The 13,155-nt window shown below is 43.4% G+C and carries 12 protein-coding genes; 1 reads left to right on the top strand and 11 read right to left on the bottom strand.

Translation table 11 applies throughout. The features are described 5' to 3' along the window. Positions 1-10: 10 nt before the first annotated feature. The 8 genes from CRO04_RS09905 to CRO04_RS09870 all read right to left on the bottom strand — a co-directional run bounded on the left by CRO04_RS09905 (position 11) and on the right by CRO04_RS09870 (position 8,411). Positions 11-1,027, bottom strand: coding sequence for an iron ABC transporter permease (locus CRO04_RS09905; protein ID WP_330400825.1), 1,017 nt, complete (start codon positions 1,025-1,027; stop codon positions 11-13). A gap of 3 nt (positions 1,028-1,030) precedes the next feature. Next, entirely contained in the window at positions 1,031-1,624 is a 594-nt protein-coding gene (locus tag CRO04_RS09900) for a nucleoside-triphosphatase (RefSeq protein WP_097004085.1), read from the bottom strand. Then, the gene (locus CRO04_RS09895) at positions 1,624-2,652 is read right to left on the bottom strand and encodes an XdhC family protein (protein WP_097004084.1); all 1,029 of its coding nucleotides are present in this window, start codon (positions 2,650-2,652) and stop codon (positions 1,624-1,626) included. Before CRO04_RS09895 ends, CRO04_RS09900 begins: the two co-directional genes overlap by 1 nt. Beyond that, positions 2,652-3,578, bottom strand: coding sequence for an NTP transferase domain-containing protein (locus CRO04_RS09890; RefSeq protein ID WP_097004083.1), 927 nt, complete (start codon positions 3,576-3,578; stop codon positions 2,652-2,654). The genes CRO04_RS09895 and CRO04_RS09890 overlap by 1 nt, the downstream gene beginning before the upstream one ends. Before the next feature lie 151 nt (positions 3,579-3,729). Continuing rightward, positions 3,730-5,322: a C40 family peptidase gene (locus tag CRO04_RS09885; protein WP_097004082.1), complete on the bottom strand. Its 1,593-nt coding sequence runs from the start codon at positions 5,320-5,322 to the stop codon at positions 3,730-3,732. A 190-nt stretch (positions 5,323-5,512) separates the two neighbouring features. Further along, positions 5,513-6,310, bottom strand: a complete 798-nt coding sequence (locus tag CRO04_RS09880; RefSeq protein ID WP_097004081.1) for an ABC transporter ATP-binding protein — start codon at positions 6,308-6,310, stop codon at positions 5,513-5,515. A gap of 2 nt (positions 6,311-6,312) precedes the next feature. Continuing rightward, positions 6,313-7,227 (bottom strand): ABC transporter permease, encoded by a 915-nt coding sequence (locus CRO04_RS09875; RefSeq protein ID WP_097004080.1) that lies wholly within the window; start codon positions 7,225-7,227, stop codon positions 6,313-6,315. 143 nt (positions 7,228-7,370) lie between these two features. Continuing rightward, the gene (locus CRO04_RS09870; RefSeq protein ID WP_097004079.1) at positions 7,371-8,411 is read right to left on the bottom strand and encodes an ABC transporter substrate-binding protein; all 1,041 of its coding nucleotides are present in this window, start codon (positions 8,409-8,411) and stop codon (positions 7,371-7,373) included. 354 nt (positions 8,412-8,765) lie between these two features. Here CRO04_RS09870 and CRO04_RS09865 point away from each other — a divergent pair, with 354 nt between their 5' ends. Continuing rightward, positions 8,766-9,734 carry a glycoside hydrolase family 43 protein gene (locus CRO04_RS09865; protein WP_097004078.1) on the top strand — a complete coding sequence of 323 codons (969 nt, stop codon included), beginning with the start codon at positions 8,766-8,768 and terminating at the stop codon, positions 9,732-9,734. Between the two features lie 113 nt (positions 9,735-9,847). On the opposite strand, the gene CRO04_RS09860 is transcribed toward CRO04_RS09865, so the two are convergent. From CRO04_RS09860 to CRO04_RS09850, 3 genes are all read right to left on the bottom strand, one after another. After that, on the bottom strand, positions 9,848-10,711 hold the full coding sequence (locus CRO04_RS09860) for a YitT family protein (protein ID WP_097004077.1): 864 nt from the start codon (positions 10,709-10,711) through the stop codon (positions 9,848-9,850). A gap of 141 nt (positions 10,712-10,852) precedes the next feature. Further along, positions 10,853-12,370 carry a UDP-glucose--hexose-1-phosphate uridylyltransferase gene (gene galT / locus CRO04_RS09855; protein ID WP_097004076.1) on the bottom strand — a complete coding sequence of 506 codons (1,518 nt, stop codon included), beginning with the start codon at positions 12,368-12,370 and terminating at the stop codon, positions 10,853-10,855. Between the two features lie 88 nt (positions 12,371-12,458). Continuing rightward, positions 12,459-12,974, bottom strand: coding sequence for a Gx transporter family protein (locus CRO04_RS09850; RefSeq protein ID WP_097004075.1), 516 nt, complete (start codon positions 12,972-12,974; stop codon positions 12,459-12,461). Positions 12,975-13,155 lie beyond the last annotated feature (181 nt).

The following is a 13,155-nucleotide window of genomic DNA, read 5'->3' as shown; positions in this document are numbered from 1 at the left end:
TAGACCCCCTTTAAAGCCTGTTTCCTTCTTTTAATATCAGATACAGGAAAAATGGTGCTCCCACAAAAGCAGTTAAAATACCAATGGGTATTTCACTGGTTGCAAGGAGTCTTGCAAAGTTGTCTACAATCAGAAGAAACCCTCCTCCAAGCAGAAGGGACGCCGGCAAAAGTCTCCTGTAGTCACTGCCAACCAGCATTCGTGCCAGATGGGGAACAACCAGCCCTACCCAGCCGATTAAACCGCTTACAGATACCGATGCAGATGTAATCAGAGTGGCACCAAGCACTACCGCAAGCCTCAGTCTTCCAGTATGGATTCCCATACTTTTTGCCTCTTCATCCCCAAGACTTAATACATTAATTCTCCATCTGAGAAGATAAATCGGGATAATTCCAATTAAAATCCAGGGGGCTGCAAAGAATACATCTTTTTGACGAATGGACCCCAGGCTCCCCATAAGCCAGTAGGTAATGACCGGCAGCGTATTGGTGGGATCTGCCACAAGCTTGATAAACGAAACGGCCGCATTGGCAAGAGAACTGACCATAATGCCGGAAAGCACCAGCCCCAGAACCTGATTATACGGAACACGGCTGCTCACAAGACAGACAATACCCACAGCCGACAGACCGAATATAAATGCACACAGGGAAACGCCGCCGTATCCCAGCGAAAGAAACAATCCTAAAGCGGCTCCAAATCCGGCACCTGATGAGGCCCCCAGTACATCAGGCGAGACCATGGGATTTTTAAAGATTCCCTGGTAGGCTGCTCCTGCAAAGGAAAGACCTGCACCGATCAGTGCAGCCATTAAAACTCTTGGAAGCCTGACTTTAAAAACAACGGTTTCAACCTGGGAAGGCCAGGAAATTTCGATGGGAAACACACGGGACAGCAGAACTTTTACCAGTGTCACCGGATAAACAGGATAACGTCCCAAAAGGAACGAACTAAAAAAACATAACACAAAAAATATCCCAATCAGATAAAGATGTTTGTTATAACGTTTTTCCCTCACTCCCACTTATTAAATCCCTTCTCTTATATAGTTTAAGATTTTCTCTCTGACAGATTCTTCATCCTTTCGCCAGTAGGTTAAAAGCTGATTGTCCGGATTTCTTAAAACCTCTTCTTCCAGCTTTTCCCTAAGCTGGGGGGCGAAGGGACTGCTTCCGTTGCGGCTCATCATCCCCGCATAATTTTTCCGGCTTTTAATCACTCCGATACAATGTTTCGGACCATTTAAGCAGTCATGTACCGCTTCCATAAATTCAGGTATCAAAAGCTCTGCTCCGCCGATTTCATCCATCAATAGGAACTGCTCCTTACCATCACCGGCAAGCAGCTTCCTTCCTGTATTCAAAAACACCTGAGGATATAAAAGCATACCATCTTTCGTGCGCCTTAGAAAAACATCGCCAAGCCCTTCCCTGTAAATTCCCTTCGGTTCCCACTCCTCTTTGGCAGAAGCCAGCCTAAACCCGGCTGTATCTCCGTTTTCATCCATTAACCGCTGGGAATAAAAGCCTCCCGTAACAGACCGGTACGGCTTCAGACACTGAAAAATAAGTGTAGTCTTTCCCTCTCCTGAATCTCCCGTTAAAAAAAGACTTCTCCCCATTATCTGCGTCTTCCTTCCCGCCCGGCTCTGACGCTGATTAACTCACCAGCTACGCTGATTGCTATCTCAGCAGGTGTTTCCGCGTATATTTCCAGTCCGATCGGGCTGTGACAGCTGTCAATTTTATCACCAGAGATTCCGTCTGCCATCAGTTTTTCTTTTATAGAAGCCAGTTTCTTTCTGCTTCCAATCACTCCTACATAGCAGGCATTTCTGGTAAGAACCTGTCTCTGTACAACATAATCTGACTGATGACCCCTGGTCATAATACACACATAGTCGCATTCCCGAATCTCCAGATAATTAAAAATACTCTGATAATCTCCAGTAATGACATTCTCCGCAGCCGGAAATAATGTTCTGTTGGCGAATTCCTCCCTGTCGTCAAATACCACACACTTAAAACCCAAATGAGCAAGAACCGGAACAATCTCCTGGGCAACATGTCCTCCCCCAAATATGTAAACACAGCCGGCACTGACAAGAGGCTCACTATAATATCTGCGTCCTCCACAGGAAATCTGAACCGATTTATTCTTAAGCAGTTCTGCCTTACCTGCCTCATCCGGTTCTCCAATTCCCCAAAAGCCGGTTTCATTATAAATCCCCATCCCCCACGCCGTTTCATCCGTAATATCCATGATAAGCCAGCTGTCCTCATCCCGGTCAAATGCTTTGTCTATCTCACGGCAGACCATTTGAAAATTCAGATCTTCATGGTCCAGATATTGAAAATAAACCACTACATCTCCGCCGCAGATCATCCCCAAATCTGCTACCTGTTCCTTTCCCAGAACAAAACCATGGGTATAAGAACACTTGTCTTTGATTGCTTTTTCTGCCCGTTCAACAGACTTAAACTCTACAGCACCTCCGCCGATGGTTCCGGCAGTCGTCCCATCCTGGCGTACCAGCATATGGGAACCAGTTCCCCTGGGCGTGGAGCCTGAACTCGCAATAATTGTAACCAGAACGGCATCTTCCCCCTTTAAAAGTGTGGATAGTACTTCACGAAACAGCTGCCTCATTATAAACCCTCCTCAAAATATTTATTAAACAGTTCCTCTGCCTTTCCTTTTAACTCTTTTTCCAGTGCCAGATACTTCTCCATCAGACTTACTGCCTTTGGCGTCAGCTGGGAAAATCCCCCTTCCTGTCCTCCGGACTGAGTTATCAGCAATGGATAACCCAGCTGACTTTCCGCATTCTTCAGCATCTTGAACCCCTTGCTGTAAGACATGTTCATATGACGGCATGCCGTCTGCATCGACCCGGCGTGTTCAATCAGCATTAAAAACTGGGCCATCTCAGGGCCGAAGAACACTTCATCAAATTCCAGGTGCAGACTGACGGACGGGTGCATAGCCGGATGTCCAGGATAAGGAGAATAAGCAGACACCCCATCTGCTTCAATCGCTTCAATGATTCCTTTATCCTCTACCTGGATCTCCTCCACCAGTTCGTTTACACCTGCTTGTCTGAGCGCACCGCCCAACCCTCTGTCTCCCCGGTATGAAAGAAGTGTTGGAATCAAAGTTTTATGTATCATAACCGGATGGCCTCTTCTACCTTCATATACCGGACAGGATACAGCCCCGCTGCAATCCATTATTTTTTGAATGGTTTCCGGAAGAAGCATGGGGAATTTGGGCGGAAGAATCAGAATTCTGTCGCACAGATCCTCTATATATCGAAGTCCCATACCGATGCTGTCGAACATCTGTGTATTCTCGTACTCCTCATTTCTTAAGCAGATCACCCGTAATTTGGATATATGTTTCTCTACCTCCCTGCCATCTCTGCCGGTAATCACCACAATGGGATCTACGCCGCACCGTTTCAGGGTCATAATAATCCTTCTGATCACAGTTGTATGCCCGATTGGCAGCATGGGACTGAATGAACCGGCCGTACGTTTATGCCCCGCTGCAGTAATGACAGCACCTGTCTTCAAATAATCCCCTCCTTACCGTTATGTTTTTAAAAATATTACGCTTTTTCTTATTATAAATCATTGGAAAATATTTGTAAACCCAAATAGCATGAAAAAACTCCCGGAACAGATTTTGTCACAATGCGTAACAAAAATCCATTCCGGGAGTATATTAATCTCCGATTAAATTTCTTATTCTTACAGGAGTACGGTAATTCCATGTAGAAATCTTTATTCCGGTTCTCCGGCTTGCTGCATGAACAATCTGTCCATTACCGATATACATGGCAACATGATTGATCTTCCCGCCGCTGCTTGCATAAAAGAGCAGATCACCTGGTTTCATATCACCTGACTTGACCGCTTTTCCCATACCTGCCTGGGAGCCGGAATAATGAGGCAGTCCTACGCCAAATTTACTATAGACAGACATGGTGAATCCGGAGCAGTCCGCTCCTTTTGTCAGGCTGGTACCTCCCCATACATATGGGTTGCCCAGAAATTGAAGGGCGTAATTAACAATCTGAGTTCTTAAAGAGGACTGGGCATTGGCCTTCTCTTCAAGAGGAGAGAATTTAATGGCTTCCGGCAAAGCATAACGTACATCAATGTAATCCGTAGAAACAAAAGCACTGCTGTTCTCTTCCAGCTCGATCTCAACCCAGCCGTCAATCTGCTTTAATACCGGATATTTCTCATTGTTAGAAATCTGGGTCCATATCTTGGCATCGGTAGATGGCTCCGTTCTGGCATTGAGCATATCGGTATTCACCACCGCCATCAGTTCTGCCACCTGCATGGCCTCATCCTTTGCCGGCTGACCGGTCAGGATATAGTCTGACTTCACATAACCGGTTACTTTTCCAGACTGGATCTTATACCAGCCGTCATCTGTTGTCTCAAGAATATTGCCGGCTGCTTTACTTGGCATCTTGGCAATGATCTTCCCGCTCTCATTGGGCTCCTGTCTGACATTGAGATAATTATCCACATCAGAAATTCCAATATTCTTATAATAATTGAATACCATGGCTTTTAAATCCAGCTTCCTGGCTTCGTTCATGGAATATTCAAGTTTCACATAGTCAGCAGACATATATCCGGTTGTTGTCTGTACCCAGCCATCGGACTGTCCCACCACTTCGTACCGCTCATCCGTAAGTGCCTGTCCCACCACATCGGAATCAGTAGACGGTTCTTTTCTGATATTCAGATTATCCGTCTGTACGACAGCTCTGAGCTTTACCAGATCCTGTGCCTTCTTTTTAGCATCTTCTCCGGTTATTACATACTCTGAAGTAATATATCCTTCTATACCGCCGGAAGTGATGCGGTACCAGCCCTGCTTCGTATCCTCTAAAATATCACAGGCGCTGTCTCCCAGCAGCTTTCCAATAACGTCTGCATCTGTCCCCGGTTCCTTGCGGACATTTAAATATCCGCTCACCTCAACAATACCCAGGTTTTTATAGGATCCGATCACTCTCTCCCGTTCCATGGCCTCTTTCGCTTTTTGTTCCGCTTCTTTATCCTGCTTTTGATCAGAACCGTCTGCTGCTTTTGCCTCAATGGCATCCGACCCAGTGGCTGAAGCAGGTCTTGTACTCTTTTGATTTCTGACCGCTATACCTGCCGCAGTAACAACTGTTACCAGGAGAACTGCAGAACCTGCAAGTATCAGTATTTTTTTATAATCATTCTTATTACGTTTCTTTTTTGCTTTATCCAAACGGATTATGTAATCTTTTTTCTCGTTGTTTTCCATTCTGTGTTTTCTCTCCATCCTCATATATTCGTCGGCTGACCGATTCAGTTTATGAGCCTATCTGCTACAGTATATCACAAATTGTTACATTTTGCGACATATGAATTTCAAAAAATTATTAAGATTATGTTACAAACCAGTTAAAAAAGACCGGAAGCTTCTCTTGAAAGCTCCGGTCCTGCTCTTTCGTTTACTTGGCAAGAATCATACGGTCGTTTGTAAATTCCTCTCCGCTTGCCTCTTCAAATTTTTTCAGGAGATCTTCTACTTCCAGTTTTTTCTTTTCTTCTCCTGAAACATCATAGATGATACGACCCTCATGCATCATAATCAGCCGGTTGCCGATCTGAATCGCATCCTTCATATTATGAGTGATCATAAGCGTAGTGAGATTCTGTTCCGCAACAATTTCCTGAGTGATATCAAGTACTTTTCGTGCAGTCTTCGGGTCCAGTGCAGCGGTATGCTCATCCAACAAAAGCAGCTTGGGTTTTTGAAGTGTTGCCATCAGAAGCGTAAGTGCCTGCCTCTGTCCTCCGGAAAGAAGTCCTACCTTATTGGTCATCCGGTCCTGGAGTCCAAGTCCCAGCTTTTGGATTGCTTCATAATAAAATGCCTTCTCTTCCGATTTTATTCCCCAAGATAGCCCCCTTGCTTTGCCTCTTCTGTAAGCAAGTGCCATATTTTCCTGAATCTCCATTCCGGCGGCTGTTCCCATCATGGGGTCCTGGAATACTCTTCCAATGTATTGGGCTCTCTTATATTCCGGATATCTGGAAATGTTTATACCATCAATTTCAATCTTTCCGGAATCTATGGGATATACACCCGCAACCATATTTAACATCGTAGACTTACCGGCTCCGTTTCCGCCGATCACTGTAACAAAATCCCCCTCATTCAGATGAAGGTGAATGCCGTTCAGCGCTTTTTTCTCGTTGATTGTATTCTTGTTAAATGTTTTTCTTACATTCTTAATATCCAGCATGATCATTCTCCTCCTTCTGTGTAAGATTTATTCAGACGCAGTTTTCTTACCACAACAGGTACGCAAAGAGCCACTGCAACAATCGCTGCTGATAAGAGTTTCATATCATTTGCATTCATACCCATTCTCAATACAACCGCACGAATCACGAAATACAGGACAGAACCCACTACTGCAGAAGTCAGCTTGCTTCCAAACGAACGCAGACGTCCCATCAGAACCTCTCCGATGACAATTGCTGCCAGACCGATAACAATCGCTCCGGTTCCCATACCAATATCTGCATATTTCTGGCTTTGGCAGACAAGTCCGCCTGATATTCCAACCAGTCCGTTGCTGATTACCAGTGCTAGAAGCTTGGTCCAGTTGGTATTAACGCCCTGGGCACGTATCATGGACTCGTTATTACCGGTAGCACGCATGGCGCTTCCAATTTCCGTTCCAAAAAACCAGTAAAGAAGCACAATCATAAGAACTGCAATCCCAATTCCGATCAAAAGAGAAGCTATCGGTTTATTCAGTCCGGTAATATCAATAAATCTGGACATAATGGTATCTGTCTTTAAAAGAGGAACATTGCTTTTGCCTCCCATAATCCGCAGATTGACAGACCACAATCCTATCTGGGTCAATATTCCCGCTAATATTGCCGGAATCTCAAAGATTGTATGTAACAATCCTGTCACCGCACCGGCTGCCATTCCTGCAATTGCCGCCACTGCCAGGGCAACCCACGGATCCATATGAAAGTTCAGGATCATTACAGCGCAGACACAGCCGCCAAGTGCAAAGCTTCCATCTACAGTCAGATCCGCTATATCAAGTAATTTAAAGGTGATATAAACACCCAACACCATAATTCCCCACAAAACCCCCTGAACTACCGCGTCCTGAAGGGATACCAGTAAACCGCTCATCTATCTTTCCTCCGTTGTCTTCTTTTCACTGACATAAATGCCTTACATAAAAAATGCATGATTCATCTTTTATGTAAAGCATCTATGGATTACAGGCGGTCGTTTATCTGGCCGCCTGTAGATTCTACCATTTTTATTTTATTTTATTTCAGGCCGGATAAATCAATACCCAGTGTCTTTGCAGTCTCTTCATTTACAGATAGTTTGCACTTCTCAAGAGGAAGATATTCAATTGGCATTTTAGAAACATCTGCACCCTCCGTTAAGATCTTAACTGCCTGCTGTCCGGTTAAGTACCCCAGTTCATAATAATCGATTCCATAAGTTGCAAGACCGCCTGCTTTTACCATTCCTTCCTCTCCACAGATCGTAGGAAGTTTATTTTCATTGGCAATCATCGCTACCGTTGCCATACCAGCAGCAATGGTGTTATCAGTGGGTGCATAAATCGCATCTACTTTACCTACCATAGAGGTCACAACAGTCTGGATCTCATTGGAACTGGAAACAGTATAATCCACGGCTGTCATGCCGGCAGCCTCAATCGCGTCCTTTGCCATCTTTGCCTGAATTTCAGAATTGGATTCTGCAGTACAGTAAAGAACACCTACGGTTTTTGCATCAGGAAGAATCTTCTTTAATAACGAGATCTGTTCCTTTACCGGAGTTAAGTCTGAAGTACCGCTTAAATTGCCTCCCGGCATTTCATTGCTTTCAACCAGATCGGAAGCTGCCGGATCCGTAACAGCAGTTACCAGAACCGGAATGTCACTGGTTGCACCTGCTACAGCCTGGGCTGCGGGAGTTGCAATGGCAAGAATTAAATCATCTCCATCATTCACCAGCTTACTGGCAATCGTCTGACAGGTAGGCTGGTCTCCGGAAGCATTCTGCTGATCAACCGTATAATTAAGTCCCGCGTCATCAAGTGCCTGGATAAATCCTTTATTTGAAGCATCTAAAGCCGTATGCTGAACCAGCTGAAGAACTCCAATCTTATATTGTTTCCCATCTGCTGTTTTAGCTGCAGTTGTTTCAGTCCCGCCTGCTGATTCAGTACTTTGTGCTGCAGTGGTGTCTGCAGGCGCCTCCGTCTTCTCAGGTGCTTTGCCGGAGCACGCGGCCAGGGATAACATCATGACACCTGCAAGTGCCAGGGATAATGCTTTCGCTTTCTTTTTCATAATTTCTCTCCTCTTCCTTCCAAAACTTGTCCTGTTTAGAACTTAATTTGTATCATACTACAAAAAATAACCTCCGTCAATTTTATTACTTTAAATTTATGTGATTTTAAAGCGTTAAAGCACATTTTCGTCATTTTAACTTATATTATTAACTATTTCATATAATTTATTATGCAAAAAGCTGTTTTAATATCAAAATATTATGCTGTTTTTAGTTCAAATAAATGCTGACCGTTTTTTGCAGCCTATAGGCTTATTAATGTTATGTGTGATGTATTAAGAAATAACCAAAAAAATATTAAGATTCATTTCAATAGTCACACAATATAATTATAATGAAGGAGGTATTTAAATATGGGATCAATATTAAGAAGAAAACTTTTATTGCGATTAATTTCAGTAATCGTGCTTATTACACTGATAAGCACAGTGCCGGTTCAGGCTGCCTTTTGGAATCTTACCGGTGACGTGGGTACACACGACCCCACACTGATCAAAGAGGGGAATCTCTGGTGGTCACCTTATACCGGTAATGGGTTGTCAATGAAATACTCCTCAGATGGAAAGACCTGGCAAAATGGAGTGCAGATTTTTGAATCAGAACTGCCCTGGTGGAGGTCCTATGCTCCTGGTATGGGATCAAATGATGTATGGGCCCCGGATATTGAATATTATAATGGACGTTATTACATGTACTACTGCGTATCAGAATTTGGTAAGAATAATTCAGCCATAGGGCTTACTTCCTGCTCCAGTATTTTATCTGGTGACTGGAGGGATGACGGAATGGTTATCTCCTCAAAAAACGGTACCAATTCATACAATGCTCTTGATCCTAACCTGGTAATTGACACAAACGGGAGTCCCTGGCTTGTTTTTGGTTCCTGGTTTGACGGTCTGCATATTGTAGAGCTGAATAAGACTACAATGAAACCGAAGCCGAATGGTACCATTTATTCCATTGCAGTTAAATCAGGAGGCATAGAGGCCGGCTCCATGATTTACAAGGACGGATATTATTATCTCTTTGCATCCATCGGTGTGTGCTGCCAGGGCGTAAACAGTACTTATAAGATCATCTATGGCCGGTCTAAAAGCATTACAGGACCATTTATGGATAAGAATGGGACAAGCATGACTAACGGAGGCGGCACCATCTTAGATTCCGGCAATTCCAGATGGAAAGGTCCGGGTGGTCAAGATGTATATAAGAACGGAAGTAACTATATAATTGCACGCCATGCATATGATGCTGAAAATAATGGAAATCCAACCTTATTAATCAGCGACCTGTATTTCAGTAATGGTTGGCCAGCCTATTAATTAACAGGATTATTTGATTCAGACCGTTTTGTATGTCACCATGTGCATAACTTAGAAAGGGGTTGCGCACTGGATGATTAAAATCATCTAGGCGCAACCCCTTTTTTTATTCATTAACCTGCAAGAAAACCCTTGCCAATAATTTCACTTGAATTAGAAATGAGTACAAAAGCTGACGGCTCAACCCTTCGTATATAATTCCGAAGCTTAAGTGCCTGAGAACGCTTCATGGTTGTCAGGATCACGGTCTTTTTGTGGTGGCTGTAAGCCCCCTGGGCTTCATACACAGTAGCGCTGCGATTTAGTCCGTGAATAATATAATCGCAGATGGGAGCGGGATCATCGCAAATGATACTGAAACATTTACAAAGATTCATGTTTTCTATCACATCATCAATTACCAGAGATTTCGCCATCAATCCCAGGGAAGAAAATAATCCAGTCTGGGGACCGAAAACAAAATAAGCAATAATCACTCCGGTTACATCCACTAACAGCAGAACTGTTCCGATATTAAAACTGGTATACCGTTTTAATATCATGGCAATTATATCCGTGCCTCCGCTGGAGGCTCCAATATTAAACAGGATTGCCGTTCCAATACTGGGCAGAAGTATCGCAAAAATCAGTTCCAGGAGCGGTTCACTTGTCAGCGGTCTGGAAATCGGGCATACCCTTTCCAGGATATACAAGAACACCGACATCAGGACACTGGCATAAACTGTCTTAACACCAAAACTCCGTCCTAAAAACAGAAATCCGAGCACTAACAGTACCGTATTAACAATTGTGGTAAATTCGCTCGCTGACCAATGGGTCAATGCACTGATTACAGTAGCAAACCCGGTTACACCTCCGAAAGCAAAGTTGTTAGGAAACTTAAAAAAGTAAATCCCCACCACCATAATCCAGATGCTGAACGTGATCAGTCCATACTCTATAAGCGTTCTCAGTGTTTTATTTTCTATCTGCTTCATGACTGTTATTATGTCCCCCTCCGGCTCATCAGTCCGGTTCCGTATTCAGTAAACGGAGGATTCCCATCCGTTCCCACTAGAATATAACTCATAGGGGCGATAATTACAAACATGATTCTATCTTATATTCTCACAATCTTTCTATTGTGGCACCATACAAAACCCCATACTGGACAGAAAACGTACAAACCCTTCTCTTCCGGTATCATTGCACGGAAAGACGCCGCAATCCTCCAGCACACGTTCAAAGACGAGTCCAACCTCTTTTTTTAATATTTCCTCTATATTATCCTTTGTAAAGGATTCATAATTAGTTCGGAAGGAATCCACCCAGTCTCCATGCTTTTCAATTATTTCGCTGCTTCTTATGTCTTTTCCTTCAATCAGATATTCCGATATCAGATTCAGTTCATTCTTCAGTCTGGAAGGAAGAACCGCAAGACCCATCACTTCAATTAAACCGATGTTTTCTTTCTTAATATGGTGAAGCTCTTCGTGTGGATGATAAACACCGTATGGAAATTTTTCTGTTGTAATGTTATTTCTCAATACAAGATCCAGTTCATATTCATCCCCCCTCTTTCTTGCGATGGGAGTAATGGTATTATGAGGTTGTCCGTCTGTACTTGCAAAAATAAAGGCAGATTCATCGGTATAGGCTCTCCAGGCTTTCAGCACTCTGGAACCAAGCTCAATTAAATCCTCCGGGTTCCTGCTTTTTGTACGTAATACAGACATTGGCCAATTTACTATGCCGGCTGTCACACCATCAAAACCATCGATACAAAACTGCTCTTTAACGGGAGCCTTTGCCATTGCAAATTCATAATTACCTCCCTGAAAATGATCATGGGATAAAATAGATCCCCCTACAATGGGAAGGTCTGCATTGGATCCCAGGAAATAATGAGGAAACTGTTTAACAAAATCAAATAATTTTACAAAGGTTTCCCTTTCGATTTTCATAGGAGTATGGGTTCCATTAAACACGATACAGTGTTCATTATAATAAACATAGGGAGAGTACTGAAATCCCCACTGGCTGTCATTGATCGTTAACCGTATAATTCTGTGATTGTTTCTGGCAGGATGATCCATTCTTCCAGCATACCCTTCATTTTCCATGCAAAGCATGCATTTGGGATAACCGCTCTGCTTCGCAAGCTTTGCTGCTGCTATGGCTTTGGGATCTTTCTCAGGCTTGGATAAATTAATAGTGATATCCAGATCTCCGTATTTGGATGGCGTCACCCATCTCATATCCTTCTTTATCCGATAACGCCTGATGTAATCAGAGTCCTGACTTAGTTTATAATAATATTCGGTGGCTGCCTGGGGTGACTGATGATTGTAAAGCCCCCAGAATCTGGTTTCCACTTCACTCGGTCTGGGCATCAGACAGTTCATCAGCTTCGTATCCAGCAGATCCCTGTATGTAATACTGTTTTCGGGAATGATACCAGTCTCAAATGCATAATCAAGCAGTTGTCCAAGCACCTCCTGCAGATCTGTCTTCCCCGGCTCTTCCTCAGGCTCTTCATACTCGTCCAGCCACAACACATCGAGAAGCTGATTCACTGCATAATATCGGTCTGCCTCACTGATCAGCCCTGTTTCCAGTCCATAAGTTACCAGTTTCTTAATTGCCATATCAATCATTCTGCTATTCCTCCTGGATTTCATTCCACCTATTGTCTTTCCCATTATACCTTTGACAAAAGAGTAACACAATACAATATTTTTTTATTTAATACAATTTTTTTATAACCTCTTTGATTCTGTTAATAATCATGGAACCCAGTATTCCTATAACAAGCCCTGCCGCGGTGCCTGCAATCAGCAGCATCGGAAGATAAAAAAATACTCCCGCCTGCCTAACCACAAATGCAGCGACTGTGATCTGCCCGATGTTATGACCGATTCCGCCCAGAATGCTGATTCCTGAAGTTCCAAACCAGTTTTTCTTTTTGCATATAACCATAAGCGCAATACTAAGTCCCCATCCGGCCAGACTGTACAGCATGGCAAATAAGTTCCCGAATGTAAAACCTGTCAGTACAATTCGAAGAAGAGAAACAACTACCGTTCCAGCTGTTCCCACCGTATAAAGTCCGACAACAGTCACAAGGTTTGCCAGCCCCAGCTTAACACCCGGTATTCCCAGGGAAATAGGTATAAGACTTTCAACAAAGCTGAGAACAAAGGCAAGTGCAATCAGCATTCCATAGAGTGCGGCCATGTGTGCCGATTTCTTTTTTTTCATGATTAAGCTCCTTCTTTTTTACATGCAGCTATTATCTTATCACATTCCCCGCATTGTGTAAAAATAAAAAAGTGTCTTCGACACTCTCAACTCCCCTGCCCCTCACTCATGAGGGGTTTGGGGTTTTTCTTTGTGTAACTTTATTGTAAAATTCTTTTATGAATATCTTACAAACCATTTT

The sequence above is a fragment of the Lacrimispora amygdalina genome, from assembly GCF_900205965.1.
Classification (GTDB): Bacteria; Bacillota; Clostridia; order Lachnospirales; family Lachnospiraceae; genus Lacrimispora; species Lacrimispora amygdalina_A.
This window is presented reverse-complemented; position numbering and strand designations above follow the sequence as displayed.

Bases quoted from the DNA above. Each gene is read 5' to 3' on its own strand.
- CRO04_RS09875 (WP_097004080.1), bottom strand. From the start codon at position 7,227: ATGAGCGGTTTACTGGTATCCCTTCAGGACGCGGTAGTTCAGGGGGTT.
- CRO04_RS09895 (WP_097004084.1), bottom strand. From the start codon at position 2,652: ATGAGGCAGCTGTTTCGTGAAGTACTATCCACACTTTTAAAGGGGGAA.
- CRO04_RS09865 (WP_097004078.1), top strand. From the start codon at position 8,766: ATGGGATCAATATTAAGAAGAAAACTTTTATTGCGATTAATTTCAGTA.
- CRO04_RS09900 (WP_097004085.1), bottom strand. From the start codon at position 1,624: ATGGGGAGAAGTCTTTTTTTAACGGGAGATTCAGGAGAGGGAAAGACT.
- CRO04_RS09885 (WP_097004082.1), bottom strand. From the start codon at position 5,322: ATGGAAAACAACGAGAAAAAAGATTACATAATCCGTTTGGATAAAGCA.
- CRO04_RS09850 (WP_097004075.1), bottom strand. From the start codon at position 12,974: ATGAAAAAAAAGAAATCGGCACACATGGCCGCACTCTATGGAATGCTG.
- CRO04_RS09880 (WP_097004081.1), bottom strand. From the start codon at position 6,310: ATGCTGGATATTAAGAATGTAAGAAAAACATTTAACAAGAATACAATC.
- galT (WP_097004076.1), bottom strand. From the start codon at position 12,370: ATGATTGATATGGCAATTAAGAAACTGGTAACTTATGGACTGGAAACA.
- CRO04_RS09870 (WP_097004079.1), bottom strand. From the start codon at position 8,411: ATGAAAAAGAAAGCGAAAGCATTATCCCTGGCACTTGCAGGTGTCATG.
- CRO04_RS09860 (WP_097004077.1), bottom strand. From the start codon at position 10,711: ATGAAGCAGATAGAAAATAAAACACTGAGAACGCTTATAGAGTATGGA.